The organism is Nostoc sp. FACHB-888 (assembly GCF_014696655.1).
In the GTDB taxonomy this organism is placed as follows: Bacteria; Cyanobacteriota; Cyanobacteriia; order Cyanobacteriales; family Nostocaceae; genus Nostoc.
Genome location: NZ_JACJQM010000052.1, coordinates 1 through 26,733 on the forward strand (window position 1 = coordinate 1; position 26,733 = coordinate 26,733).

General features: G+C 40.9%; 22 protein-coding genes. 8 read left to right on the forward strand and 14 right to left on the reverse strand.

The window, feature by feature from the left end; all coding sequences use genetic code 11:
• Nucleotides 1–651 precede the first annotated feature (651 nt).
• The 4 genes from H6G26_RS25005 to recQ form a co-directional block, all read right to left on the reverse strand.
• On the reverse strand, nucleotides 652–1,845 hold the full coding sequence (locus H6G26_RS25005; protein WP_190732226.1) for an MFS transporter: 1,194 nt from the start codon (nucleotides 1,843–1,845) through the stop codon (nucleotides 652–654).
• A 12-nt stretch (nucleotides 1,846–1,857) separates the two neighbouring features.
• On the reverse strand, nucleotides 1,858–2,430 hold the full coding sequence (locus tag H6G26_RS25010; RefSeq protein ID WP_190732228.1) for a Uma2 family endonuclease: 573 nt from the start codon (nucleotides 2,428–2,430) through the stop codon (nucleotides 1,858–1,860).
• Nucleotides 2,431–2,492: 62 nt separating this feature from the next.
• On the reverse strand, nucleotides 2,493–2,846 hold the full coding sequence (locus H6G26_RS25015) for a hypothetical protein (protein ID WP_190732230.1): 354 nt from the start codon (nucleotides 2,844–2,846) through the stop codon (nucleotides 2,493–2,495).
• A gap of 244 nt (nucleotides 2,847–3,090) precedes the next feature.
• Nucleotides 3,091–5,247, reverse strand: coding sequence for a DNA helicase RecQ (recQ, locus tag H6G26_RS25020; protein ID WP_190732289.1), 2,157 nt, complete (start codon nucleotides 5,245–5,247; stop codon nucleotides 3,091–3,093).
• A 310-nt stretch (nucleotides 5,248–5,557) separates the two neighbouring features.
• Between recQ and H6G26_RS25025 the strand changes: the two genes are divergently transcribed.
• Nucleotides 5,558–5,794 (forward strand): type II toxin-antitoxin system HicB family antitoxin, encoded by a 237-nt coding sequence (locus H6G26_RS25025; protein WP_190732232.1) that lies wholly within the window; start codon nucleotides 5,558–5,560, stop codon nucleotides 5,792–5,794.
• Complete coding sequence (locus tag H6G26_RS25030) at nucleotides 5,791–6,021, forward strand: type II toxin-antitoxin system HicA family toxin (protein ID WP_190732234.1); 231 nt, start codon at nucleotides 5,791–5,793, stop codon at nucleotides 6,019–6,021. Before H6G26_RS25025 ends, H6G26_RS25030 begins: the two co-directional genes overlap by 4 nt.
• A 314-nt stretch (nucleotides 6,022–6,335) precedes the next feature.
• Here H6G26_RS25030 and H6G26_RS25035 read toward each other — a convergent pair whose 3' ends face one another.
• The gene (locus H6G26_RS25035; protein ID WP_190732236.1) at nucleotides 6,336–7,898 is read right to left on the reverse strand and encodes an AAA-like domain-containing protein; all 1,563 of its coding nucleotides are present in this window, start codon (nucleotides 7,896–7,898) and stop codon (nucleotides 6,336–6,338) included.
• 128 nt (nucleotides 7,899–8,026) lie between these two features.
• Complete coding sequence (locus tag H6G26_RS25040; protein WP_347242501.1) at nucleotides 8,027–9,406, reverse strand: AAA-like domain-containing protein; 1,380 nt, start codon at nucleotides 9,404–9,406, stop codon at nucleotides 8,027–8,029.
• A 365-nt stretch (nucleotides 9,407–9,771) separates the two neighbouring features.
• On the opposite strand from H6G26_RS25040, the gene H6G26_RS25045 reads away from it, so the two are divergent.
• On the forward strand, nucleotides 9,772–9,954 hold the full coding sequence (locus H6G26_RS25045; protein WP_190732238.1) for a hypothetical protein: 183 nt from the start codon (nucleotides 9,772–9,774) through the stop codon (nucleotides 9,952–9,954).
• An 88-nt stretch (nucleotides 9,955–10,042) separates the two neighbouring features.
• Here the strand turns inward: H6G26_RS25045 and H6G26_RS25050 are convergent, their stop codons facing one another.
• A complete protein-coding gene (locus tag H6G26_RS25050) occupies nucleotides 10,043–10,705 on the reverse strand; it encodes a class I SAM-dependent methyltransferase (RefSeq protein ID WP_190732240.1) in 663 nt (220 codons plus the stop codon).
• 252 nt (nucleotides 10,706–10,957) lie between these two features.
• On the opposite strand from H6G26_RS25050, the gene H6G26_RS25055 reads away from it, so the two are divergent.
• Complete coding sequence (locus H6G26_RS25055; protein ID WP_190732242.1) at nucleotides 10,958–11,896, forward strand: phosphoribulokinase; 939 nt, start codon at nucleotides 10,958–10,960, stop codon at nucleotides 11,894–11,896.
• On the opposite strand, the gene H6G26_RS25060 is transcribed toward H6G26_RS25055, so the two are convergent.
• Complete coding sequence (locus H6G26_RS25060; protein ID WP_190732244.1) at nucleotides 11,897–12,058, reverse strand: hypothetical protein; 162 nt, start codon at nucleotides 12,056–12,058, stop codon at nucleotides 11,897–11,899.
• A gap of 438 nt (nucleotides 12,059–12,496) precedes the next feature.
• Between H6G26_RS25060 and radC the strand changes: the two genes are divergently transcribed.
• A complete protein-coding gene (gene radC / locus H6G26_RS25065; protein WP_190732246.1) occupies nucleotides 12,497–13,228 on the forward strand; it encodes a DNA repair protein RadC in 732 nt (243 codons plus the stop codon).
• Nucleotides 13,229–13,730: 502 nt separating this feature from the next.
• Here the strand turns inward: radC and H6G26_RS25070 are convergent.
• Complete coding sequence (locus tag H6G26_RS25070) at nucleotides 13,731–15,296, reverse strand: sodium:proton antiporter (protein ID WP_190732247.1); 1,566 nt, start codon at nucleotides 15,294–15,296, stop codon at nucleotides 13,731–13,733.
• Between the two features lie 130 nt (nucleotides 15,297–15,426).
• Here H6G26_RS25070 and H6G26_RS25075 point away from each other — a divergent pair, with 130 nt between their 5' ends.
• From H6G26_RS25075 to H6G26_RS25085, 3 genes are all read left to right on the forward strand, one after another.
• Nucleotides 15,427–16,428 carry a DUF389 domain-containing protein gene (locus H6G26_RS25075; RefSeq protein WP_190732249.1) on the forward strand — a complete coding sequence of 334 codons (1,002 nt, stop codon included), beginning with the start codon at nucleotides 15,427–15,429 and terminating at the stop codon, nucleotides 16,426–16,428.
• A 70-nt stretch (nucleotides 16,429–16,498) separates the two neighbouring features.
• Complete coding sequence (locus H6G26_RS25080) at nucleotides 16,499–18,052, forward strand: cation:proton antiporter (RefSeq protein ID WP_190732293.1); 1,554 nt, start codon at nucleotides 16,499–16,501, stop codon at nucleotides 18,050–18,052.
• 32 nt (nucleotides 18,053–18,084) lie between these two features.
• On the forward strand, nucleotides 18,085–18,321 hold the full coding sequence (locus H6G26_RS25085; RefSeq protein WP_190732251.1) for a hypothetical protein: 237 nt from the start codon (nucleotides 18,085–18,087) through the stop codon (nucleotides 18,319–18,321).
• Nucleotides 18,322–18,430: 109 nt separating this feature from the next.
• Here the strand turns inward: H6G26_RS25085 and H6G26_RS25090 are convergent, their stop codons facing one another.
• The 5 genes from H6G26_RS25090 to H6G26_RS25110 form a co-directional block, all read right to left on the reverse strand.
• On the reverse strand, nucleotides 18,431–18,991 hold the full coding sequence (locus tag H6G26_RS25090) for a DUF3124 domain-containing protein (RefSeq protein ID WP_190732253.1): 561 nt from the start codon (nucleotides 18,989–18,991) through the stop codon (nucleotides 18,431–18,433).
• Nucleotides 18,992–19,066: 75 nt separating this feature from the next.
• Nucleotides 19,067–19,744, reverse strand: coding sequence for a TrkA family potassium uptake protein (locus tag H6G26_RS25095; RefSeq protein WP_190732255.1), 678 nt, complete (start codon nucleotides 19,742–19,744; stop codon nucleotides 19,067–19,069).
• A gap of 258 nt (nucleotides 19,745–20,002) precedes the next feature.
• Complete coding sequence (locus tag H6G26_RS25100) at nucleotides 20,003–23,008, reverse strand: MFS transporter (RefSeq protein ID WP_190732257.1); 3,006 nt, start codon at nucleotides 23,006–23,008, stop codon at nucleotides 20,003–20,005.
• A gap of 287 nt (nucleotides 23,009–23,295) precedes the next feature.
• The gene (gene infC, locus H6G26_RS25105; protein ID WP_190732259.1) at nucleotides 23,296–23,829 is read right to left on the reverse strand and encodes a translation initiation factor IF-3; all 534 of its coding nucleotides are present in this window, start codon (nucleotides 23,827–23,829) and stop codon (nucleotides 23,296–23,298) included.
• Between the two features lie 573 nt (nucleotides 23,830–24,402).
• A complete protein-coding gene (locus H6G26_RS25110; protein ID WP_190732261.1) occupies nucleotides 24,403–26,688 on the reverse strand; it encodes a PhoD-like phosphatase in 2,286 nt (761 codons plus the stop codon).
• Nucleotides 26,689–26,733 lie beyond the last annotated feature (45 nt).

The following is a 26,733-nucleotide window of genomic DNA, read 5'->3' on the forward strand; positions in this document are numbered from 1 at the left end:
CCTGCTACTTATTCTCTCATAAAATTTTTCTTGGAATCTACTTGATTAGTTACTATCAACAATTCCAAAAAGGGCTGATTTTAAAACGCCTTTTTATAGTATTAAAGTATCAGTGATTAGCGATCGCCTGTGCCAGTTGCGTAAGTCCTGTGGTTTTTATGCTCTGCATGGGAATAGCTGATTAGAGGCTTTGCCTCCAGTCAGACATAGAGCCTTGATGAATGCATTCCCAAGCTCCGCACGAGGAAATTCTGATATAAAAGAATATATTTAGTTAGCTTATATCTGATAAAAAAAATTCAAAATGCTGGTTTGAACCAATTTTACTAATTTTGTTTCAAACTAAAAATATAGTAAACACCAATTTTGAAATAAGGACGAGCATATATGAGTTTAATAGATGGTATATTCCTGACACTGTTAAATACTGTTGCTTGCCTAGCGCTGCCTAAATTGCTAGGAATTCTGTCTGCGAAAAGCTAAAATATTGTAACATCACCATCTGTTGCAACCTCAGAAGTTTCTAACTCTGAAATCCCCAGCTTTTCTTAATATAAGCTGATTATCTATAGACATGGCCTTGATGAGGAGAAAATTTAGTTATTGGTGCAAGGCGATGTCTCAAGGTAATATTCAAAAATGAAACTTTGATTATTTATTATTTGTTCTTGCTGTAGTTATTTTAGGTCTGACGATAATAAAAAATGCAAGCAAAGTAAAAGCTAACATTTGCCAAGTCACCAAATTCCATCCACCAAGATTCCAGCATGATAGACCAATGCTAGTACCTATAGAACCGCCGATAAAATAAGTAGTCATGTAAACTGTGTTGATGCGGCTATTGGATTGAGCATCAAGACTGTATATTCTTGCGATATTAGTAACTTGGGTTGCCTGTACACCTACATCTAGTAACAATACAGCAACTGCGATCGCCAGTGCAGAATTAGAAGCAATTTTAGCAATTACTAAGCTTGCAATCACGAGCGATACAGCAAGAGTCAAGGAACGTTGGGAGTTTCCCTGATCGGCTAGTTTACCAAAAACTGGTGCCATCAATGCACCTGCGATCGCCACAAAGCCATACATCCCAATTGTGTCAGATTGAAAATTAAAAGGCGCTCCACTTAAATGGAAAGTCAGTGTTGTCCAAAATGAGCAAAATACACCAAACAATAACCCGCTAATTAAAGACGCTTCTTTTAATAATGAAAAACGCTTTAATTGGTGAAGTGTTGAACTTAATAATTCTAAATAATAACCATTAAATTCCTTTTTGACACTAGGTAAATATATATTTAGCAAGACAATAACAATTAAAATCATTACTGCCGAAAATCCATATACATAACGCCAACTCAACCATTCAGCAATATATCCACTAAAAACCCTCGCCCCTAAAACTCCAATCAATATACCAGTAAAAATCTTGCCTACTGTTTGACCTGTAGTTACTCTATCTATACTTGCTGCTAAAGGTAGAATAATCTGAGCGGAGACTGTCGCAATCCCAATTGCTACACTCAATATCCAAACTTCTATGATGTTTTGTGAAAACGTCATAAATATTAACAAACAGAATAAACTTATCAGTAAGCAAAGAATTAATTTTTTCTTATTGATTTTATCGCCCAAGGGGATTAAAAAGAAAATCCCCAAACTGTAACCAATTTGCGTAAGCACAGAGATGCTACCCGCTTCGCCTTCACTGACTCGAAAAGATGATGCAATATCTTTGAGGATTGGCTGATTATAATAAACGTTGGCAACACAAACACCAGATGCGATCGCCATAATCAGTACCTGGACTTTAGTTAATCCGTTAGTTGAGATTTGTTTTTCCATTAAACCTAAAATTTATACAGGAAAAAACTGGTTTACAGTACAGCTAAAACCAGTCAATAAAGGAGAAATTATAATATCGCTACTAAATAGGGTTTCTACCAATTTAAGTTGAGTTTGTTCGCGCCGATAAACCTCTAGTTTACGCGATCGCCAATCAGCAATCCAATATTCTTTTACTCCTCTGGAAGAATAAAGTTTAAGTTTAGCTTCCTTATCTCGTCTTTCATCTGACTTGCTTGCAGACAAGACTTCTACTATTAAATCTGGTGCACCAGTTAAATATCCCTCTTCATCCAACATTACCGCCAAGGTTTCTTTAGTAGCCCAAACTACATCAGGAATCACATTATCTGATTCTGAAAACAAAACACCAGGGTTGGTCACAGCTTCTCCTAAACCAGTAGAATCTGACCAAATATCAAGTTGTCGAAAAATCTTGCCACAAGTTTGCTGATGTTTAAAGTGAGGTGCCCTGGTCATAAATAATTCTCCATCAACTATCTCGTAGCGCGTCCCTTCATTTTCTGGTAATAATTCCACATCCTGAGCTGTCCAACGTACTCCTGTATTAAGCATCTGACTCATCGACTATCTCCTTTAATCTTGCTCTTGTATTTTAATTATAAAATTTAGTCTAGCTTCCTTATCTAGCCTTTCAAAAAAGAAATGTATGAGTAAATAGTAAGACTTAAACAAAATGCACCAAATAAAACGCAAAACCAGCCACCCAGGATGAGAGGGTTAGAGTTATCTTGAGTGAGCGTTAAAAATTTCTGTTGAGAATCGTTTAAAAAAGTATTAATTTTGTCAGCCAGTTTTTGTGCTGATGCTTGCCAGTAGGAGGGTTGAGAAATACGATATTCTATCCCGTCCTTAATAACAGGGCTGACATAATATCGTTTATCTCCACCATCATTAATTACCTTGGCTCCTACGCCCATCCACAAATCTGATTCAGAATATATTTTTATCGAAGACTCGCACCAATCTCGATTAGTCAACTGACAATTGATGTGCTTTGGTGTTCGCTCACAGGAGAAAGTTGTAATCTTGCTTGGTACAGATATTAACTTGACTCCAAATGCAATAAGCAGAACACAACAAAGCAAATATATAAAATTATGGCAATGTAGTGATTTTGGCATATTGAGAGTTTTTATTTCTCTATCAAGCTCATTTTTTATTGTACTTTATAACAAAATAATGAATGTTTTTTAGTTTGTATTACTCGTACTCAGCAAATTATCACTTACGATTTTCACGCCGCCACTTACAGCGTACTAAACGAATTTCATCAAAAGTGTAGCTTTCGCCTAGTTGTTCTTTGATGGGAGTGAGGGAAATGTCACCCAGTACTTCTAAAACTTGCCAAATTTTTTGTTGATGTTCTAAAGGTACTAATTGATTTAAATCAACTGGCTGATTTTTCTCAATTAGTTTTTCTAAATGACTGCTAACTGTTGCCGGACTAAGGTTCCGCTTTTGGGCAATTTGAGCAATGTTTAAACCTTGTTGATGCAATTGCAATGTTTGTAATTCGGTATAAGAAGATGACTTGGCAGAAGATACGGAAGTAACAGATTTATTTTGCAAACCTTTTTCTTGGCGGTAGGCGCGAATTTCTGTAATAAACTTTTCACCATATTGAGCGAGTTTGTGACTACCTACACCAGAAAGTTTGGCAAATTCAGCTAAGTTTTGGGGTTGCACCTGTACCATCAATTTTAAAGTGGAATCGTGGAAGATGACGTAAGGTGGTACAGATTGCTCATCAGCTAATTGTTTACGTAGCGATCGCAACTTCTGTAATAATATTTCTGCAACTTCTGCCTTTTCACTCCCCTGTTCCCAGGTAATCTTTTGAACTGTGGTTACAGCTAGCGAAACTGTACGTTGTTTTCGCATTACTTCCCAACTATGGGCATTTAGTTTTAAAACTGAGTAACCATCGCTAGTTTGTTCTATTAACCCTTGATGTAAAAGCGATCGCCCCAACATTCGCCATTCATCTACAGTTCTATCTTTACCGATACCATAGGTAGAAAGTTTATCGTGTTCGTACTGGATAATTTTGTCTTTTTTTGCCCCCCGCAACACATCAATTATGTGTACCATCCCAAACCTTTCTTTGCAACGCGCCACACAAGATAAAAACTTCATGGCTTCAATTGTCCAATCTTGCATGGGTTTGGGATGACGACAATTGTCACAGTTACCGCAATTCCCAGGAAACCTTTCGCCAAAATAACCCAGTTGAATTGTTCGCCGACAATCAGTGCCTTCAGCGTAATCGATCATCTGCCGCAATTGTTGTTTAGCAATTAACTGTTCTTGAGGATCAGTTTTTTGATCGATACTCCATTCAATTGTTTTAACATCACCAAAACTGAAAAATATTGTACATCGAGATGGTTCTCCATCTCTACCCGCTCTACCCGATTCTTGATAATAACTTTCTATATTTCTAGGCATATCAAAGTGAACTACCAATCGCACATCGGGTTTATTAATTCCCATACCAAAGGCGACTGTTGCCACCATCACCCGAACATCATCTCGAATAAATCGCGTTTGATTACTACTACGTTCCTCATCTGTTAACCCGGCATGATAAGGCAGAACACCAACCTTATCATTTTGCAATTTAAACGTGAGTTCATCAACTTTTTTACGAGTTAAAGAATAAATAATTGTCGAACCTTCAGTTTCTCGAATTAGTTCTAATAATTCAGCATAAGCATATTTCGTTTTCGGACGGACTTCGTAATAAAGATTTTCACGGTTAAAGCTGGCAAGATGAATGCTAGGTTTCTTCAGCCCTAATTGTTGAATGATATCAGCACGGACGCGATCGGTTGCTGTAGCGGTGAGGGCGACGGTAGGAACATCAGGATAGCGTTTCCTGAGAGATTTCAACTGGCGATATTCTGGACGAAAATCGTGTCCCCATTCCGAAACGCAGTGCGCTTCATCAATAGCAAAGCTAGAAATACCAATTTTTTCTTTAACTAAATCGAGAAACGGGAGAAATCTTTCACTGAGGAGACGTTCAGGGGCGACATAGAGTAATTTTACTTTACCGCTGAGGATGGCTTCTTCCCGCGATCGCACCTTGTAAGCATTTAAGCTACTATTGAGAAATGTGGCGTTAATGTTATTATTTCGCAGTGCTTCTACTTGGTCTTGCATCAAAGCAATTAACGGCGACACCACCACCGTTAGTCCATTTTTTAACAACGCTGGTAGCTGAAAACACAGAGATTTCCCCCCACCAGTTGGCATCACAACCATTAAATCTCGATTTTGCAGCGCATCTTCGATAATTTGCCGTTGTCCGGGGCGGAATTGGTCATAACCGAAGTGATATTTTAGCGCTTGTTCGAGATGGGGATACTGAAGCATAGCGATCGCTTTTTCGGGGCTGTCTGCGTGAGTAGTTATCAAAGATATCAGGATTTTAACTCACATCATCGGCACCATTGGGAAGGGCTGGGTTTCTGGAGTGCGTAGGCGCAGCCCGCCGCAGGCATCGTACTAAGTACAATCATCATACATGAGCGTAGGTGCAGCCCGTCGTAGACATCGCCTTTCTTTTGAGACAGTTGCGAGAAAATTAGCCATCGCACTGCTTTAACCAACATAATTTAAAAGCCTTTATCATGGAATCATGCTGAAGTAAAAGTAGGTAGATTGCAAACAAATTGAAAACACTATGGCCAACAATAAACAAATTTACAATTACACAGTTCTTCTAGAAAAAGAATCAGATGGAGGTTATCACGCTTTTTGTCCAATCCTAAAAGGTTGTCATTCTCAAGGAGATTCTTTTGAAGAGGCCATTGAAAATATTACAGAAGCTATTGAATTATATATTGAAAGTTTAAAGGCCGACAATCAGTCAATTCCTAAAGATGATTTAATTGTTAAGCCATTAAGTATCTTGGTATGAGTAATTTTCCCAGTGTCAAAGCTAAAGAATTTATCAAAGTCATCGAAAATTTAGGTTTTTATCTTGACCGTCAAAAGGGAAGTCATGCTATTTACAAGGATAGTCGTGGACAAAGGGTTGTTGTTCCTATTCATTCGGGAAAAGACCTAAAACCAGGGACTCTAATAGGTATGATTCAGGATATTGGTATTGATAAGGAAACTTTTTTTGAGTTATTGGGAGAATAAATTAGATGTAATTTTATTGTTTTGTGTAGGTAGTCAACCCAAGCTACAAGATAAGGGGATCACACGCTCATCAACCTTTATACATGAGCGTAGGCGCAGCTCGTTGTAGACATCGCTTTTTCGGGGCTGTCTGCGTGAGTAGTTATCAAAGATATCAGGATTTTAACTCACATCATCGGCAGCATTGGGAAGACTTGGGTTTCTTTAGGGCAATCGCACTATTCTCCTAACGTTCGGCTCAATGAATGCTTTGACTTTGAACAGTGAGAAAAATAAAATAATTGGGAAAATTTAATCCAAAATCCAAAATTCAGTTAGCATCCACCTAACTGAGAATTTGCAGTTATTCCTTTGCTTTCATGAACTATTTGACTACATTTTAGCTGCGATTCTAAAGCATTAATCTTTTGTAAAAGGGACACTCCCCACACCACAGAAATCGCCAATTTGATTGTCATACCCACAAGTAAAAGTGTAACTATTGTGGCACTTTTCTTTTGTTGAGCCAGTCTTTTTTGGTGTTCTGCAAGTCGTGCTTCAACTTCTTTGGCACGTTCGGCCTCTAATGCTTGCTGCATTTCTCGCCGATCTAATTCTTCACTAGCAGCTAAAAATCGATAATCTAAGTTGCTTAAGCTTTTACCATGTGCCCAGGTTTCGGCATCAATCAGCGCTTGTCCGCGTAATAGGCGAGATTCATCCTTTTGGTTTGAAGCTATCCATGCATTGAAGGTTTCGTAATAGGGACGCAAGTAAGCTAATTTTTTTCCAACCCATTCTAAATTGAAAACTTCTTGATAAATTCGGTTTTTGATTTTCAGAAATCCTTGCTTTTTGATTACCAAACCAGACAGCAATAGTTCAACCTGTTCTCGACTATCGTCAGCTGGTACTTCCACTCCTTGGAGAATTTGTTGATAAATTCCCAGCAATCTGGCGGCAAATTGTTCGTTTCCGAGAATGCGATCGCGAATTGTCCGTAAATGCTCAGGTTCATCTTGTGATTCCCATTTCTCAATGATGTGCGATCGCACCACATTTTCTATCCAAAATTCTTCTGCGCCAGGTGGAATTCTTAGCTTTCTACCTACATCATATTGAGATAAACTGACAATTAACCGACATAGTTTTTGAGTAAGAAATGGTTGCCCTTCTGTCCACGCTAATATTTCTTTCAAAAGTTTTTGGGGATGATTTTCTTTAATATTTAGTCCCAAAGATAGCGGTTGAGATTCTTCAAATGTGAAACCATTTACTTGGATGGCTTTACCAATATTAAACGGGGTAGTATTATTTCGATATCGAATTAAGTCTGAAGGTGTTGCAACACCGAAAATTGCAAATGTAATTCGATGATACTCTGGATCAATTGCTCGTTGGTTATAGCAGAAGCGAATCAAGCTAAAAAAGTCATCAACAGAGAAATCAAGGCTGAGAATGCTATCAATTTCATCAATAAAAATAAATAGTCTTTCGTTAGGAAACTGAGTTAACAGAATTTCCGAAATAAATCGACTAAGTTTCTGAACTAAAGAAATATCATTTTGTTCTTGCCACCAGGTTTTTAAATTGACTTTTCCTAACAGTTTAAAACTCAACCATAGATCACCCACAACTCCCTTATACCACTGCTCTGGAGTTATATTTTCACAACCAATATTAGTCATATCAACGGTGGCACATTTAAAGCCCTCTTGTTGGAAACGATGCTTTGTTTTTACCATAAGTGAGGATTTGCCCATTTGCCTACTGCTCAGAATGTAGCAAAATTCACCCTGCTTCAAGGCTTCGTAAAGTTCTACATCTGCTCTGCGCTCAACATAGCTAGGAGCATCACTGGTGAGCGTACCACCAACTTGATATCGATAATTATTCATTTGATTTAAATATTTAAATTAGTTATGATTTTTAATAAATAAGTTGGTATCAAAACAATTAATTAAGTTAATATGAACAGCGACAACTCTTTTGATTATTTGTGTTTCAAAAGTTTCCCAGAACCATATTACCCTGAGTGTTTTCCCAGTTGTTGGTTAAAATAAAGGCGATACAATTCACACATTGTATGAGCTTGATTACCATTTAGTTGAACCAAACCCATACTTTCTAGCTTGTAGGCAGCGATCGCGTCTAGCTCTACTTTTTCATCTGTTGCAATTACCTTTTCCATAGCTGACATTAATTCTGGTTCTTTTTGGAGTAAGCTCAACAGTTCTCGTAAATGCTGACTATAAATTCCCACTGGTGTAGATGCCGTTTCTAGTAACACCTCTAATGGCATTTCCTCTTGACATAGATGATAAAGTGCAAGGCTCACCAAATAGGGATGTCCTCCTACCATTATTTGTAAGGGTACAAGGCGTTCTGCTCCTTCGGAGTCTGCTGCCCAATATAGCCCGTAAGATAATGCTAAATTTTGTACCTGATTGAGAGTCAATGGTGGCAGCGTAATTGTTATCCCGACATTGAAAGGCGATTGGTTTAGCTTAAGCGGAATATAAATTTCTGTGGTGTAAACTACCACCATTCGCAGTTTTTGCCAGATTTGATCTTGCTTTGCTTGTTCGTGCCAAAATCGCAGCATTGGCAGAAAATCTTGGGCAATATTAGGATGTTCAAAAACTCGATGGACTTCATTCAAAGCTAAAACTACAGGACTTTGATCAATGTATTGCAGCAGATATGCTTCAAAATAGATTTTGCAGCTTACCTTGCTACCCATTTCCGTATCCCAAAAATCATCTAAACAGGGAAGGAGATTTAATTGCCTGCTGACATTGATACAAAACCAACGCAAAAATTTATCAAGGCAAGCAAAAACATCTTGGTCAGCTTCTTGAAAGTCCAAATAGACAATTTGATAACCTTGCTCTTTAGCATAAGCAATCATCCGGTTTAGCAGTGAACTTTTACCCGTCTTTCGAGGCGCTTTGATCCGGATTAAACAACCAGGGTGTAAAATCTCATTACAAACAAGTTCTTCCAAAGGAGGGCGATTGATGTAAAGAGGAGAACCCAGTGGTACAGGACCGCTTGGAAATTCGATATTGCTTCCTGAAAATAAGTTTGGAGAAACCTTTTTTAAACTAGATTCTTCACCGAACTTTTGTTGGCTTTGATTCTCCTGATCGCTTATCTTCTCTTGCAGATATTTCTCCAACGCTAAATGCAGGTTTTTTTTAGTTATTTTTTTTCCAAGTGCAACGGAAAGGTCTTGCCACAACTCAGAGCCAACTTCCTTAATGTAATTGTTGCGGTAGCCTGATACCTCTGCCATTTCATCGTAAGTTTTGCCCAACCACGATTGAGAGAGCACAAACCACTGAATGGAGGCAAGAGGCTTGTCTTGCAAAATTCTTTCTACTGCTTGCAGAATATCTTCCACGAATATTAATATTAAAGGTTAAACACTTAGTAGAGACATTTATTTACTTTGGTCTATTAATAATATACAACCAAATAAACGCTTAAAAAATAAAAACTAATATGTATAAGTACAATTTTGTACACCATAATTAATCTTCAAATAAAAAAATGTTAGTTTGACACTTTCAATTAGCAAAAGTGGATTTGAATAGAGAAAATTAGCTGTTATAAAGAGTTTATTGTTTTTGCCAAGCCTTAGAGAAAAGGGAGTTCATACATCAACTCACCCTCGCAAATTTGCGAAGGTATTGTTGGATTAAATTATTTTCATTAATTATTATATATTATCTACCTAGATAATTTCTTATTTTGCTACAGCAGACTTTGAAACATACATCTTTATATACTATCCTACGCTATGCCCACGCCAAGCAAGCGCTTGTCTCTAGTACTGGAGGAGAAATTGTGCGATGGACTACGCCTTTGGTAAGCGATCGCATTTTCAGCGAAGTTCTAAATACTATTCTTGCTGAACAAATGGTATATATTTTTACCGGCCATAGATAAATCTAGCCTCAATAGGATCAAGAACTTCTCCGAGATGAAGCAGGAAGATTTCAGTTTGAAAGCATTCGTTAGTAAATTATGAACGGTATTACTTCTTCAATGCCAGAGTTAAGCCATCTGCGATCGCTACTAAACTAAGATTAACTCTTTGGTCTTGATGCAGCTTTTGATTAAAGGCACGAATCTTTTTAGTTCTATTATCTTGCACTTGGGGGTTAGCAACCCTGCCTGACCAAAGAACATTATCAATCGCAATTAGTCCTCCTGGACGCACTAATTGCAGCGATCGCTCATAATAAGCATCATAATTGCTCTTATCTGCATCGATGAAAGCAAAATCAAAGGTTTCCACTTCTTTGGTTGTCAGCAGCCGATCCAAAGTCTCCAAAGCTGGTGCAATGTGCAATTGAATTTTATCCGCCACTCCTGCTTGCTGCCAATAGCGCCGAGCGATCGTTGTAAATTCTTCACTCACATCACACGCTACCACCTTACCGTCGCTTGGTAATGCCAATGCCACCACCAGGGAACTATAACCTGTAAATACCCCAATATCCAAAGTTTTCTTAGCTCCCAGCAACTGCACCAATAACGCCAAAAATTGCCCCTGTTCGGGAGCAATCTGCATTTTCCCTATTCGATACTGGGCTGTTTCCTGTCTCAGTTGGGTTAAAATCTCTGGTTCTCGGAGAGAGACTGACAATAAATAGTCATAAAGGTTTTGTTCGAGTCCTAGTGTTTGAGTTGTCATAAAACGTTCATTCCTGTTTTGCCTAAACCCTACACACTAATTCTCTGGTTTAATCTCAATATCGCTGAGTGAAAAAAGATGTTAGACCAGGTTTGATATTTCAACCTGCAATCAACCAGCGCACAGACATTCTATATGTAGAGATATTGCATACCAAACCTTTGTTTGAGTTACTTGCCTAAACACCTCTAGAATAAAAACTATTGTAGGAAGATTTTATTACTAAACTTGCTTTTATTCTGGGAGGTATTGATGAGCCGTCCAATAATTCTTGGTATTGTAGGTGACAGCGCTGCTGGGAAAACAACACTAACGCGAGGAATCGCTCAGGTACTCGGCCCAGAAAATGTTACGCTCATTTGTACAGATGATTATCACCGTTACGATCGCCAACAACGTGCAGAGATTGGCATCACTGCCCTCCACCCAGACTGCAACCACCTAGATATTATGCAGCAACATCTGTCGCTGCTACGCACAGGACAGCCAATTCTGAAGCCAGTTTACAGTCATAAAACCGGCACATTCGAGCCACCGCAGTATATCAAGCCGAATAAATTCGTGATTATTGAGGGATTGCTCGGTTATTCTACTCGTGCTGCCCGTGACTCTTACGATGTTAAAGTTTACCTTGCACCCCCGGAAACAATCCGCACTAAGTGGAAAGTCAAGCGAGACACGCAAAAGCGGGGTTACACTGCCGAACAGGTGCTAGCGGAACTAGAAAAGCGCGAACCAGACTCAGCACAATTCATCCGTCCGCAGCGGCAATGGTCTGATATAGTTATTAGTTTTTACCCACCCACAGAAGAAGTTGATGAAACGAATGGACACCTGAATGTCCGACTGGTACTTCGTCCGACAATTCCTCACCCAGATTTTACCCAGATTATCAACTCTAGCGATGGTAATTCTGACTCAGCGATCCGCTTGGGGCTAGACAGGGATATGAGTAAGCCAGTAGATGTCTTAGAAGTTGATGGTCATGCAACCTTAGACCAGGTGAATAAGCTAGAACATATTATTTGTTCTGATATGCCCCATTTACGAAGTATTTGCGATCGCGAAAGTAATCCAGAACTGGGTAAACTTGCTGGTACAACTGGAGAAACACTGCAAAGTTACCCCCTTGCTCTTACTCAGTTGATCATTACTTACCATATGCTGAAAGCGACGCAAATTCATCAGTAATCAGCGAATATGAAGGGGTTTAACAGGTTTGCGATCGCGTTTAATGTTGGGCTGTTGAATTATGCGATGCCTACGGCGGTAAACTACGCCCTTTGCTGACGCTATCCAAACTTCAGATGCAGAAATGCGCCCTTCAATTGGCTCATACTCATCTTCTAGCAACCAGAGTTGAGCCTCCTCTTAATTTGAACAGGCAAATATGACTTTATAAACTGGTATCGATTTTCTGCATCAATTGTCACATCTGCATAAAATAGCAGGATGCTTGACCCTTCTGGACTGATTTTTGTAACCAGAGGATTACTAACCTAACTGATAGCCCACGCTCCATATACGTAAAATATCACAACAACCATCTTCAAAAGCTTCTTGAAAATTTATCATTTGAAAGCTCGATGGCACCCAAGAAAGCTGCTCATAATCACAAATCTAAATCTTGTGGCAAGTATTTGGGAAGATGGTGTTATCACACGTATCTCTACATAGGAACTAGAGGTAAAATTCCCCAAAATTAAAGATTTTATCAAGTAAAGATAATTTCTAGAGCAAACAAGGGATAACTAAAGATAGTTTGATGTGTGGTGACGATTATCTTAGTTTATGACCTATTGCCTTAGAATTGCCGACCTACCTACAAATGAGCGTCCGCGTGAGCGATTAATGACGCATGGTGCCAAAATTTTAGCCACAGCCGAATTAATCGCAATTCTTCTAGGCACTGGTCAAGGCCCAGGCAAACTATCTGCTGTGGGTTTGGGACAATATATCTTAAGCGAATTAGGCAAACACCAACGTGATCCTTTGGCAGTTTTGCGAGAAGTTAGCCCTGCTGAGTTGATGCAAATTTCCGGTGTTGGCCCAGCAAAGGCGACAAGTATCTTAGCAGCAATTGAATTGGGTAAACGCGCCTTTCAATCTCGTCCGAATGATGGCACATTAATTGATAGCCCACTTGCTGCTGCTGCTACCCTCAGTCAAGATTTGATGTGGCAGATACAAGAACGTTTTGCAGTGGTGCTATTAGATGTTAAGAATCGTTTATTGGGTACGCAAGTCATTACTATTGGCACAGCAACTGAAACCCTAGCCTCTCCCCGTGATATTTTTCGGGAAGTTATTCGTCAAGGTGCAACGCGAGTAATAGTTGCCCACAACCATCCTTCTGGCAACCTTGAACCCAGCCACGAAGATATAGAATTGACGCGTCAGTTATTAACAGGGGCGCTGCTTTTGGGCATTCCGGTACTAGATCATCTGATTTTGGGTAATGGCAATCATCAGAGTTTACGGGAAGTGACAACCTTGTGGGATGAACATCCACAGGGGGATTAAAATAATTCGTAATTCGTAATTGAAGGTGCCTGTCGTTCGCGTAGCGCCCCGCAGGGAAGGACTGAAAAAAAAGCGTCATGTATAGAAGAATGCGAGTGCGTCTCCAAGAGTTAGGGAATTAAACCCAAGAATTAAGGTAATCGTAATTCATTTTTCCAGAATGATTCGCTTGTAGTAAGGGTAAGGGCTTCATCCCTGCTTTTATGCAACTTAAATGCCGATTAACTTACGAATTACAACTTACAAAAAGGCAGGAGTTAGGAGGCAGGGGGCAGGAGGCTAAGTATCAATTAAAGCTTTAGTTCTGGGTCTAAAGCCCAATAAAAATCAATAATTATAGTATGACGGGTCTACCTACAAAGAAGTAACTTGAAGTTGGTTGTTAGGTGGAACTAATTTTTAGATCACAAAGATGCGATAAATCACCGTCTCTACAATAATTAATCTTTCGTAGAGACGGCGATTCACTGCGTCTCTTGCTTTAACCGAACAGTAATGGAAGTCAACCTTCTTTTTGATTCGGCAAAACACCCTCAAGCATAGACTCTAATTCTTTATTTAACCGACCAGACCTGACAAATTCTGCATAAGTATCTGCCTCAATGGCCAACAGTTCTCCTCGGAACTGTTCTGTCGTAAAACTCTGAAGATTAGGATATTCACCTTGTAACTGGTCAATTTCTATCCGTAAATCTACAAGTTCGCCTTTGATTAATGCCTCTTGGTAACGGCGAAATTCTGGATCAATACCTGGACGTTTGTCTGCCTGGAGATGTTCTAGAACGCGTTCTAAGGCAACATGACGGGCAACAAATTCTAAATATTGCTCACGTAAGGGTGCATCACCTAGCAAATTGAGTTTTTCTAGCAAAGGTTTAATAGTTAATCCCTGAACAAGTAGAGTAAATAAAACTACCCCAAACACCGTAGCAATAATTTTTTCTCGCTCTGGCAGTATCGTCGATACACTCAATGCCAGAGCAATGGAAACGGAACCTCGTAACCCACCCCACCAGAGGATAGTTTGTTCTGGTAAAGAAATGTCTGATTTGGTGATGCTAACGCTCAATTTGCTGAGAATGTAAATAGCAACTGCCCGCATCAAAATCATTGCTGCCACTGTCACCATAATGATTTGCAAGTTTTCGCCTAAACTCGCAAAGCGTATTTGGTCGCCAATTAGTAGGAAGACGATAGAGTTAACAAAGAATGCCAAAAATTCCCAAAATTCGGAGACAATAACCCGAGTGCGGGGATTCATGCCGATACGAGAGCCAAAGTTGCCCAAAATTAAACCTGTGGTGACAACTCCAATTACGCCAGAACCGCCTAAGTCTTCAATAATCAGGTAAGTGCCGTAAGCAGAAACCAAGGTTAAAGATTGTTCCACCAAGGGCAAATCAAAGCGCTGGGTGAGGTAGGAAATCCCAAATCCAATGAAAGCTCCTACCCCTACACCAATGCCAACAACTGTAAATAACTGCAATAAAATTGGCTGGAATTCCAATTCCACAGTTCCCAAAGATAAGGCCACCAAAAAACTAAAGGCAACTACAGCCATGCCATCATTGAATAGGCTTTCGCCTTCCATTAAGGTGGTAAGACGACTACCTACGCCGAGTTGGCGGAACAAAGCGGTGACAGAAACAGGGTCAGTGGCAGATAAACTGGCTGCGATGAGTAAGGCTGTAGTGAGAGAAATACCAACGAGTTGATTGAGAGCGATCGCTACCCCTGCGATCGCAATTATCACCCCGAACACTGCATATAGGCAAATTGGTACTAAATCCCGCTTCAAGTCTGACCATTTCAAATTCCAGGCGGCTTCAAATAACAGAGGTGGTAAAAAAATGAACAAAATTAATTCAGGGGAAAGCGTTACTAAACGGACATCAACCAACGCCAACCCTAACCCGACAATCACCAGTAGCAAGGTGTATGGTATATTGCGAAACCAGCTAAATATCTGCGGTAATGTCGCCACGCCTAGAGACACCGAAAGCACTAACAGAAACTGTTTGAGATTGTTTGTAATGACTTCCTCGGCGATCGCTGATTCAAGTACCATAGGGAAATTCCTGGTATAATTTTGCTTTTATCCTCATCTGACTATTTTTAGATGAGACTAGATTAATGTAAGACTTTAAATTAACAAAGAAAGAAGATTTAAAGTTAACCGAGTATTTAGGAGGAAGGTCTTGGGTAATAACATTCGAGACCGCTTTAAAAATTTCCGTCGCCGGGGTTCGCAGCCGGAACAACTCCAACAGCTACAAACAGATTTACTGGCAGAATCAGCCCTAGACTCAGCTTACATAATTTTGATTATTAGCTCCTGTGCGATCGCAACTTTGGGTTTATTATCCAACAGTGCGGCTGTGATTATCGGCGCAATGATTATTGCCCCTCTAATGTTGCCGATTCGTGCCTTAGCTTTTGGGGCTTTGCAAGCAGATTTTACTTTGTTTCGTAAGGGAGTAATTGCTGTAGCAGTGGGCACAGCATTAGCAATAGCGATCGCCTTTACTCTGGGTTTGCTGGTGGGGTTGCCGAGATATGGTAGTGAAGTACTGGCTCGTTCCAGACCAACATTGTTAGATTTGGGGATTGCGGTAGCGGCTGGTGGTATTAGTGGCTACGCGAAAGTTGAAACGAAAATCTCTGGTAGTTTAGCAGGAACTGCGATCGCTGTTGCCCTCATGCCTCCCGTCTGCGTGATTGGCTTAGGCTTGGCACAAGGAAATTGGTCACTTAGTTTTGGGGCAACCCTACTTTATCTCACCAACTTGTTAGGTATTACCCTCTCCTGTATGGTGACATTCTTAGTAGCAGGATACACTTCTATGGCGCGGGCACATAGACCCCTAATTTTGACTATGGCTTTAACAGCTGTCCTGATAATTCCCTTGGGAGTCAGCTTTGCCCGACTTGTACGACAAGCGCAACTAGAAACCAGCTTACGAAGGGCATTATTGAATCGAACTGTCACCTTTGGGCGATTGCAGTTGCTTAACAGTAATACCAATTGGTTGACAAATCCCCCAGAAGTTCGTTTGAGTGTCCGGGCAAGAGAACCTGTCACACCTCGGCAAGTAGAGTTATTAGAAGAATTTATCGAACGAGAGATGGGGCAACCATTCACTCTAATTTTTGAAGTTGGTCAAGTGGAAGAAATTAGAAGTTCTGAACCTAAACGCTAAAGTTGCTAATTTGACATGAATGAGGAGAGAATCTATCAGTCAAGTCAAACTAGCTTTTCAAAACGTAATAGTGGATGTTACTGAATTAGTCAAAGTTTCAATTATTCTCTTGCTCCTTGCTACGGGTGTAGCTCTGCTATCCCGGCGGTTGCGAATCCCTTACGTGACGGGTTTAGTATTGGCAGGTTTACCAATCACTGAATTGTTGTCTCGTCCAATTGGTTTAAATCCAACCTTGGTTTTAAATCTTTTCTTGCCAATTCTCATCTTTGAAGCTGGCATTAATACAGATGTCAGCCGTCTACGCAGTACCTTTAAACCAATTGCCCTGCTAGCTGGGCCAGGAGCTTTGCTTTCCAGTGCGATTATTGCCGTTCTGTTGAAATTTGGGCTGGGACTGAGTTGGATACCTGCGTTATTTGTCGGAGTAATTCTAGCAAACACTGATACAGTTTCCATGATTGCCGTCTTCAAGGAAATACCAGTACCTTCACGGCTTTCCACCATTGTTGAAGGAGAAACTTTATTTAATGATGCAGCGGCTCTAGTTTCATTCAACCTAATTTTACAAGTGTATTCCACAGGTTCACTCACCTTCGTAGAGGGAATTCAACAACTGCTATTTATCTCTCTAGGAGGCTGCCTGGTAGGGTTAATTTTGGGCTATTTAAGCATACCTGTATTCTCCCGTTTAGATGATCCTCTTAGCAGCTTGTTATTGACAGTTGCAGTTGCATTAGGAACTTTTCAGGTTGGGCAATTTCTCGGTGTATCGGGTGCTGTGGCTGTAGTTGTCGCGGGATTGATTTTCGGGAATTTAGGGCTTTCTCGGAATACTTCTGCTTCTAGCCGCATCACCTTGTTAAGTTTCTGGGAATATGCCAGTTTTACTGTCAACACCTTTATTTTTCTGCTAATTGGTGTAGAAATAAACCTGGTAACGCTCTGGAGAACTTTACCTGCAATTCTATTTGCAGTTTTGGCTTATCAAATCGGACGAATTCTTACGGTCTATCCATTGCTAGCAGGGATTCGTTTGATTGACCGCCCAATCCCGTTGCGCTGGCAACATTTACTCTTTTTAGGTAACATCAAAGGTTCACTCTCAATGGCTCTGGCGTTGAGTTTACCTGTAACACTACCAGGGCGAGATATCCTCATTGCTTTAGTTTTTGGTAGTGTGCTGGTATCGTTAGTTGGACAGGGTTTAAGTTTGCCTTGGGTGGTAAAACGCTTACAATTATCTAATTTTTCAGAAACTCAACAACAAGTTGAAGAATTACAAGCCCAGTTGATGACGGGTAAGGCGGCACAAGATGAATTAGATAGTCTGTTGAAATCAGGTGTATTACCAAAAGCAGTTTATGAAGAGATGCGTTCAGCTTATCAGGTACGAATTGCTGGTGCAGAAAAGACACTGCGAGAACTTTATAATCGTCGTCCTGATGATGTAGAGGGCAAAACTGGCAACAGTGCTAAACTTGATGCCATTCGTCGGCGTTTACTACTGGCAGAAAAAGGAGCGCTCAATGAGGCAATGCGGAAGCGAATTCTCTCAGAAGAAATCGTGCGCGGGCGGATACAAACTCTTGATGAACAATTGTTGAAGTTAGAAGATGATTAAGAATATGGGGAATTGGGAATTGGGCATTGGGCATGGAGAATAGTCTGAGCTTTGTAGATGAACCTTTGAGCTTTGTGGATGAATCTTTGAGCTTTGTGAGTGAACCTTTGAGCTTTGTGAGTGAACCTTTGAGCTTTGTGGATGAACCTCTGAGCTTTGTGGATGAACCTCTGAGCTTTGTGGATGAACCTTTGAGCTTTGTGGATGAACCTTTGAGCTTTGTGGATGAACCTCTGAGCTTTGTGGATGAACCTTTGAGTTTTGGCTGATTGATTGGGAACTGCTGTCTCCACTTAGACATTTAGTCAGAGGCTCAATGAATGCATTCCCATTGGGAGTATGGGAACGAGGAAATAAAAAATTAGCTTTTTAAGATTTTTATTTTAAAGGCGATCGCTTATAGTTATTTTGATTTTTAATCACTCTACCAGGACTGATAAAAGAAATTCCTTGCTGAAAGTCAGTACCAATCATGACTGCTTCCACTATAGGTTCGGATATTTCTGTTTGAGCTACCCACTCGACAATAAAGTTTGCGCCTAAACCTCCACTGGTATCATTTCTATTTATAAAAAAATCTGTCGAGGCTAGCGCATCAAGTTGAATCGGACGCTCCAAATACTGTTTAATTAATTTCCCTTCTGAGTTGTAGTAGCGCACAGAAGTAATAACCATCGAATTGGTCAAGTCTGTATTCCGAATACTGAGTGTAACCGCTAACTCGAAAATCTCCTGCTTATTGTGATGATAGATATGAGAATAGACAGGAACATAAACAGTTTGACCGTTTACTATCTTAAAATTCTTATCTAGCGTGACTATTTTTTGAACTGGGGTTGCTTGAATGGCATCGGGTTGTGACTTGGGTGAAATATTTTTTGATTCACAAGATGCAAGAAAAATAACAGCGATCGCTAAAATATATGGATACGGTTTCATCAAAACTATTTACACCCATTTTTTATACCTGTGTAGCTAATCCCACCTAATAAAGAGTTTCGGTAGCCATTGCGCTCAACATCTTTGTTCAATAAAATCAATGACTTGATGCAAAGATCCTGGTTTAGTCACAATCAATACTGTTGAATGAGGTTCCAGTATTGTACTGCCGTTAGGAATCATCAAATCTTCATGGGGATGGGATTGATAGCCAATAATTAGCGAACCAGTAGGAAATCGGGCATCCTGAGCGATTTCGGCAACGCTACGCCCAGCAACATAGCAATTGTTTGGGATGGCAAGTTTCAGAACCTCAATCTGTCCTTGCTCAAAATGCATCATTGATTCCACTTGCGGATACTCAATGGCATTCACCATTGTTGAAACTGATAGTTCAACAGTACTGATGATATGATTAGCTCCAGCTATCCGTAGTGGTTCACCAAAATCGGGGTGGCGCATCCGACTTAAAATATGGGTGACACCGTAGTGTTTAGCAAGAGTTACCATTGCCAAGTTTAAGGCATCACTTCTGAGGACAGCTGCCAAGGAATCGGCTTTGCGAATCCCAGCTTCTAACAATACTTCTGTACTTACAGCACTGCCTTCAAAAGCCATTGCTCCTACTTGTTCACGAGCGTAGCGGCAAGCGATAGGATCAATGTCAATTACGGCAACAGTATGTCCCAGTTCTACCAGTTTTTGCGCCAAACTTAAGCCTACTAAGCCGGCTCCACCAATTAATACGTACATGGCTGTTCTTGATGCTCTTTTCCAATTCCTATTCCACTTTACAGTTAGCAAAGGAATGTAGCTTGACGAAAGATATTTTCAACTTCTGGGAATGTTATAAACACGCCATTCCTGAATACCCCAACGCCTAAGAATAGGTTCGGCTTGACGGATATCGTATTCTGTGCTTCTACGCAAAGCTTTCGCTGGCGACAGATTTATCTAGAGTATTACAAACAAATATGAAGAGAAAGTGATAGCACTTGTAAGCAGTTAGGTTTATTCGTAGTGATTGAATTGGTATTTTTCGAGCAACTCTTTAACTTGAGCGGTCACCAAAGGATGTGGATCTTTTTGTAACTGAGGGAGAATTTGCAAAAGAACGCGACGTGAAACCATATTTAAGTATGCGATCGCAGCTTCTCTTACAAAGCCTGTTGGATGACGCAAACTTACTAAAATCTCGGAGCTTGTCAACCGGATGCGAGTCACTTGAGCAAAATGGAAGCAGCAAGCTAGACACCAGTCAGAAAGGAAGTTACCCAACGTCAACAATCTGTGGAGGCGATCGCTAACTATCATATTTTCATATTCTACGATCTTGGCTTCTACCAAATGTTGCAATTTTTCTGGCTGCGGTCGGTTATCTAAAATATTCAGCAATAAAGACTTTGAAGACAAAGTTACGGTATGCTCTAGGATTTCTAACCCCCGTGCTAAGTTTACCACCGAGAGCGATCGCAGATTAAATGCTGCTGCCTGAATCTTTTCTGGTGAGTAAAGCAGTCTCAATAGCAGTAGCAGCCGCTCTTTGACATCCAATTCCAATTCTAAAAGGGCACGTTGCAATAACTCAGAGACAATCGAAATCCTTTCACTTGATTGATGATTTTCTTTTTTTTCTAGTGTTTGGAAGTCAATGTATGCGGCATAAATCTCGCCTAAAAATTTTAATTCCTGTTCTATTAAATTTTCTACCCGACTTTTATAAAATCGATCCACTAAACCTGTAATTCCTGGTTGTTTATGTATTTTTAGTAAACTACGAAGAATATGATCTCTCGTAGTCCCCCAAGATGTTTCTAGGTTTTCCCATAAAGTCTCTAATGCCTCTTGCGTACCAATTTGAGCAATGGTACGCCAAGCATACATCCGCACTACTTCTGGTTTATAAATATTAGTAGCCAACCGCAACAGCATTTCTATAGCTTCATTTTCGAGTCGCATTAGGGCTGACATAGCTGTAGTGCGGGTTGATTTGTAGTAAAGTGCTGCTATCAGTGCCGAGTAATACTCTTCTAAATGAGTTGCTGCGATCATTTCTAATACGGCACAGCGCACCCGTAACGACTCATCTTGTAACAAATTCGGGATGTGAATCCGCAATGCCTGCAAATAAACTGCTTCTCTGAGCGCTCTGACTCCATTCATCCGTTCCCGTTCTTGCTTATGAGTCAGCATCCGGCGCATAGTTTTAGTAGCTTCTACCTTTTGCATGGGTGTTCCCTGGCGTAAGACTAAAGCGGCGGCGGTGGCACGGATGAGTGAGTTTTGGCGGGGATTCAGGTATTCTTCTAGGATGCTTAAATTAGGATTTGGTTCAGCCAGCCAAACATAGCGCAGTGCTAGGGCGAAAACTTCGGGGTTAGTTTCTTGGGGTTCTTTCAACAAAGGACGGATCGCGTCTAGGTAAGCGGGATTTGCACCTGCTATAAGCATTACTTCCAAACTTTGGCGCTGCAAATCTGGGCTTAACTTGATTAGTAGAGGTGCTAAAACTTCCGCAGCTCCAAGGGAATCAATTTGGGCTAAAAGTTCAATACAAGAACGTTTATCAGCCTCGCTGCCTTTTTCTGCTAAAGCTTTGACTACACCTTGCTTGAAGAATCGTAAGCCTACATTGGCAGCACTCAAGTGACCCCGTGCCACACTTAAGACTAATAGTTCAACGTAGCGCGATCGCAATTCCCAAACTACTGTTAAACAGGTGCCAGTTATCAGCATTGTTTCTGCTACTAACACCCACTTTTGCATTGGTGTAGGTACAAAGTGCCCACAAAACATTAGAGTTGCAAAAATGAGCGCTCCTGTCAAACCTGTAGCGATCGCTTCGGCAGTTCCACCAGATAAAGTCTGCATCCGGCTGCGAATTGCCTCTGGAATCGGTTGGTACAGAATGGGGCCGCTACTCATGACAAAGGTGTAGCGCAGAAGTTCATCGCAAAATTTGACAATTATTAGACCCCAGAAAAAGCTTTGCGATTGTATGGCTGGAATTAAATGCAAAAATATCAGCACACCTGGTAATGAAAAGCCGACGGTGATTGGTAAAAGTGTGGCTGTGAAAAATACCCCCATCCGTTCGATGAGCCGGCTGGAAATAAACCACTGCAATAACAACTCACACAGTCCCAACGTTCCACCAAAAAGACCTAAGAAACTAGCGAGTTCTCGGTCGCTCAAATTGGATTTGAGTTCGCGCAGATATTGAAAATCTATTAACAATCCAATGACTTGCAACAAACCTACAAAGGCAAATAATTGCCAGACATAGCGCTTTAGTGGACTTTTAATGAAACGCTCTCGTGAAGCTTGTTCTTCAGGAATTAGTCTTTGTGGAGTTTCAGGAAACGCTGCTCGATAGTGATGAGTTAAATAGAGGAGAATTCCTGATCCTAATAAAATCACTACACAGGCAATGAGGATGATCTTATTCAGGGTGGCGTATTGCACTAGCCAAGGTAAACTAAAGCCACTGATTACATCTGCCACCAAAAGACCACTACTCACCAGTGGGTAAGTGCGCTTAATCTCTCGAATGTTAAAGAGTTGATTGGCGACGATAGAGATATTCAGGTCATTAACCACATAAAGTGCATCTACCCATAGCCGCAGCAGAAATACCGAAATAACTGCCAAGTAGGAAAATTGCGATCCCCAACGTAATACAACTAATAAAACTAATGGCATCAACATGCAAGGTGCGATCGCTACAATCACCCGGCGTAAAGGAAAAATCTTTTGCAGCCAAGAGTATAAAAAAACCAGCCCTGCACTCATTGCGGCGCTGGCAATATACATCCAAGGCAGTAGGTTAGTCCCATATTGATCCAGAAACAGCGCCACCGTACTATCCTCTGCCCACCGCAATCCTACAGATACAGTTGTATAAAAAACAAACATTATCTGAGTTCGCTCGCTCTCCTCTGGCCGGAGATTCACCCACTGTAGTAGTCGTGGTAAAGCAATTTTATTTGCAGCCAACCAGTGATTTTTCAGTTCCATGCAGTTTTAGTTTCTGGTAGTATCACCGTTTAATGGGGATGAGGGATGAGTGGGCAGGGGAAGAAAATACTTGCTTGTGTTCCTTGTCCCTTATCTCCTGGAAATAGCAAAAGTCCTGAGCAACTGAGTATTATGTTTCCCACTCAGCCTCCAAGACTATCGATTTTGGATAAATTTAAATAACTTCAGGGCTTTGAGCGCATATTGCATTGAAACGAAACATCAAAAAATCCCCTGGCTAAAAGCCAGGGGATTTTCAAACTTGGTCTATTAATACAGTTAGAGGATTATTTTTTGGGCGAGATAAGCATCATCATATTTCGCCCTTCTTTTTTAGGCGCTTGTTGAAGCTCACCAAATGGCTCCAAATCCGTTGCCATTCGCTTAAGCAAATCTTCTGCTAGGTCGCTGTGTTGAATTTCTCGACCCCGGAACATTACAGTCGCTTTGACTTTATCACCATCTTTCAAAAAGCGCTCTGCTTGCTTAACACGCACGTTGTAGTCGTGTTCTTCTATTTTGTAGCGCATCTTAACTTCTTTGACATCAGCCGTGTGCTGTTTTTTCCGGGCTTCCCGCGCCTTTTTCTCCTGCTCAAACTTGTATTTCCCGTAGTCCATAATCCGACAAACTGGCGGGTCAGCTTTGTCACTAATTAGCACCAAATCTAACTCTTTTTCTTCTGCTAGTTGTAGTGCTTCCTGTGGGAGCATAATTCCCAGTTGGGCACCATCAGTATCAATTACCCGAATTTTCGGGAAGCGAATTCGTTCGTTAATTTGGGGCAGATCGCGAGTTCTTTTCTTCTCAATCACAGGCATTATGATTTGTAGGAGCTCTTAATGAAGAATTTGGTGTGGTCTTGATTGGTATGCCTCAGAGGCAAAAATACGGAAATAACTCAGGACTGAAAACATAGTCTACAGTTCTAGAGTAACTAATCCATAAAATAGTTGCGTCCTTGTATTTGTCATTCTACTAAGTCTGAGAGAATTTCTTTGCAATAGTTAATCTAAATTACACAACCTAGACTCATATTAAATATTATTACAATTATTTAGCAATACTTTTTGCGATAGCGTAACCGCCCACCGTAGGCGATCGCACTGAGCAACACCATATCTCCAGAATACCAAAATCACAGATGCAGTACATCTAGCAAAACTAATGTAACATAATATCCTACATTTAGTAATCTTATTACTAAATGTAGTCAAAAGGGCGGTTAAAAACCACGTCTATACAGACAAAACCCACCTAAGTGGTTTAAACCAAGTTATACAGCACTTGCAACTTTACTTGCTCTGAAACCCTTACTTAGACTATGCTCAGTACAAGTGATTGCAAAGTAATTTCTGACTCTTTCTCCTTTGCCCCCTGCCCTGTCTGTTTGGTCATCGTAACAATGACTGATTGGGCGTTAACTGGCTCTCAAAACGGCTGTAAACAACTTGTGTTGGATACCAAGGAGAAAACCAGTACAAATCTTGATAAACTTTACAAGAACTACTGGTGTCTTCTAACTCAAAGTGAACCAGAGCTAAATTATTCAATCCAATTACTTCTCGCCCGTCCTGAAAACAACGAAATTTCCAAAACATCAGGGGTTGTAGCCATTTCCATTTGGCATTTTCGGCTCGTTTCCAGGGAGCTATCAGCGATGACATATCTGCTTTAAAGCGAAAAGTTTGAACACTGTTTCGAGGTATCCACTCCAGCACACAATGCCAGTCAGAGTTAGCCAACATCTGGCGATTATGGTGTAATTGTTTTTCTGAAATTTCTACCATATTGGGTGGATTGATGCACCCTATCCAATGACGCACTTTTTCTGGTAGCAGCCAATCTTTTAATCGTGTATGAATCAGCCGCGTCAAAACCTCTTCATTTTTCAATGCACTAGCGGTTAACTGCACTAAAACAGACTGTAACTTGGAATGAGTGTGTGCATAAGATAAGTGAGCAACAGAACTGTAGTGGATATCCCCGGATAAAATAACAACTTGTTGACGTTCCTCAAACAAGGTGGTTAAGAATGTTGCTAATGCTTCAGTATTAATGTTCCAGGCATCTCCAACATCTGTTGAAAAAACCTTCTCCTGTTGTAAGTGCCAATGATGAATCCAATCAATCACTTGTAATCCAAATACATTTGTGGGCGCAATCACAAATGTAGTTTGAATCTGAGTTTCTTCAACTACTTGTTGTAAAGGTAAAAGTAGTTGTTGCTCAAAGGCTTTTGGACACAGCAGCATCGGTGGCGCAATTGGTTTTTGATCGGCTGGATAACCCCGCCAAGTCCGTGTATCCAGCACAATTACTTCATGGCAATCGCTGCTGACTATATAGTTCCAAGTAAGTGCTTCAGGATGTCGATCCAGAATGAACACTGCACCGTCTCGGACTAAAATAGGTAAACCTGTGTGAGGATCGTTGGCTGGCATACCTATATAACGAGCGATCGCCTCCTCAGCTTTTGCATCCTTCCCTTGGGAAGCTGACCAAGCTTGTGCAGCTACCAAGAGCTTTTCACCGGATTGACCTTTTGCAAATTGCCCTGGTGTATTGCCCCACCCTTGAAATACTGTGTAGGCTAACAATGCATTTTGGACTATTCTTCGCCCCAAAGGATGCCCGAGTACTCGCAAACACCAAGCTTGGTTTAGGTTCCAGTCATCAGTAACATCATGGTCATCAAAAATGGTGTACATGGGAATATTGGCAAGGGCGCGGCGCACTTTCCAAAGGGTATAAATGAATTGGCGCAAATGCCGCACTTCTCGATTCCACTTCTTGATAGCTTTGCGATCGCGCATTACTTGGTGTCCTTTGGGAAATGCGGCCGGCCAGCACACTGGCGACCAAGCTAGTAAATAAGTAGCGTAATACTCGCCGAGGCTGAAAAGATGACTGTTAACTTTCTCAGGTTTATTATGTAATCCTGCGGTCAACCTAGCTTGATTTGTCGCAACATCAGCCCGTTCTCCAGGTGGTAGCTGCTGGGGAGTGCAACACATTCCATTTACAGGAAGTTGTTCTTCCCAACCCAAGAGGGTATCGCCAAGAGTGCTGGCAACCCACAGGGATGGTTCTGCTACATCGTCGCCGTAAATTTGATCTCCGGTCAGGAATAGCTGGTGAGGGCGATGTTGGGGTTGATTCGCTGAAGCCTCAATCAAACCGTCAAGAATCGGCAATGCATCAAACCCATGACCATGAGGTTTGCGACAGGAAGCATGGAAAATTTGCAAATCTTGAAGACGGTTTGGCGGCAGAACAAAGGTTGGTTTTTGATGATCAAAGTAGCTGATGCTGACTGTAGGAGAGGAGTTTGAGCATAATGCTTGTTGCATTCGCAGGGTTTGGTCAGCAACAGTAAACTGGAGGTCGTATGCATAGATATGACCTCCAGTTAGGCGATGTCCATCCGTAGACCGAGCTGTAATGGCAGCTACATGAAGATACTTACCCAAAGCAAAGGTAGAGTATTCCCCCTCCAATAAGCAATTTCCTACTACTTCGCCATCATTTGTTGTGTCATAAACCTTGAGTTCTATCTGACAAGACTGTTTCAGAGCCACCCATACCGTCACTGAGTCGGATTCTGTATGTTTTAGAATTGGCCCCGCCAAAATTAGTGGCAGTTCTTGTAAAAACTCGTCCCCAGCTTGATACTTCATTGCAAAGAGTTGACAAAGTGGTGGTGTTTTGGATGATCTTGCTTT

Bases quoted from the DNA above. Each gene is read 5' to 3' on its own strand.
- H6G26_RS25010 (WP_190732228.1), bottom strand. From the start codon at position 2,430: ATGAGTCAGATGCTTAATACAGGAGTACGTTGGACAGCTCAGGATGTG.
- H6G26_RS25090 (WP_190732253.1), bottom strand. From the start codon at position 18,991: ATGAAACCGTATCCATATATTTTAGCGATCGCTGTTATTTTTCTTGCA.
- H6G26_RS25055 (WP_190732242.1), top strand. From the start codon at position 10,958: ATGAGCCGTCCAATAATTCTTGGTATTGTAGGTGACAGCGCTGCTGGG.
- radC (WP_190732246.1), top strand. From the start codon at position 12,497: ATGACCTATTGCCTTAGAATTGCCGACCTACCTACAAATGAGCGTCCG.
- H6G26_RS25070 (WP_190732247.1), bottom strand. From the start codon at position 15,296: ATGGTACTTGAATCAGCGATCGCCGAGGAAGTCATTACAAACAATCTC.
- H6G26_RS25025 (WP_190732232.1), top strand. From the start codon at position 5,558: ATGGCCAACAATAAACAAATTTACAATTACACAGTTCTTCTAGAAAAA.
- H6G26_RS25100 (WP_190732257.1), bottom strand. From the start codon at position 23,008: ATGGAACTGAAAAATCACTGGTTGGCTGCAAATAAAATTGCTTTACCA.
- H6G26_RS25035 (WP_190732236.1), bottom strand. From the start codon at position 7,898: ATGAATAATTATCGATATCAAGTTGGTGGTACGCTCACCAGTGATGCT.
- H6G26_RS25085 (WP_190732251.1), top strand. From the start codon at position 18,085: ATGGAGAATAGTCTGAGCTTTGTAGATGAACCTTTGAGCTTTGTGGAT.
- infC (WP_190732259.1), bottom strand. From the start codon at position 23,829: ATGCCTGTGATTGAGAAGAAAAGAACTCGCGATCTGCCCCAAATTAAC.
- H6G26_RS25095 (WP_190732255.1), bottom strand. From the start codon at position 19,744: ATGTACGTATTAATTGGTGGAGCCGGCTTAGTAGGCTTAAGTTTGGCG.
- recQ (WP_190732289.1), bottom strand. From the start codon at position 5,247: ATGCTTCAGTATCCCCATCTCGAACAAGCGCTAAAATATCACTTCGGT.
- H6G26_RS25005 (WP_190732226.1), bottom strand. From the start codon at position 1,845: ATGGAAAAACAAATCTCAACTAACGGATTAACTAAAGTCCAGGTACTG.
- H6G26_RS25030 (WP_190732234.1), top strand. From the start codon at position 5,791: ATGAGTAATTTTCCCAGTGTCAAAGCTAAAGAATTTATCAAAGTCATC.
- H6G26_RS25050 (WP_190732240.1), bottom strand. From the start codon at position 10,705: ATGACAACTCAAACACTAGGACTCGAACAAAACCTTTATGACTATTTA.
- H6G26_RS25110 (WP_190732261.1), bottom strand. From the start codon at position 26,688: ATGAAGTATCAAGCTGGGGACGAGTTTTTACAAGAACTGCCACTAATT.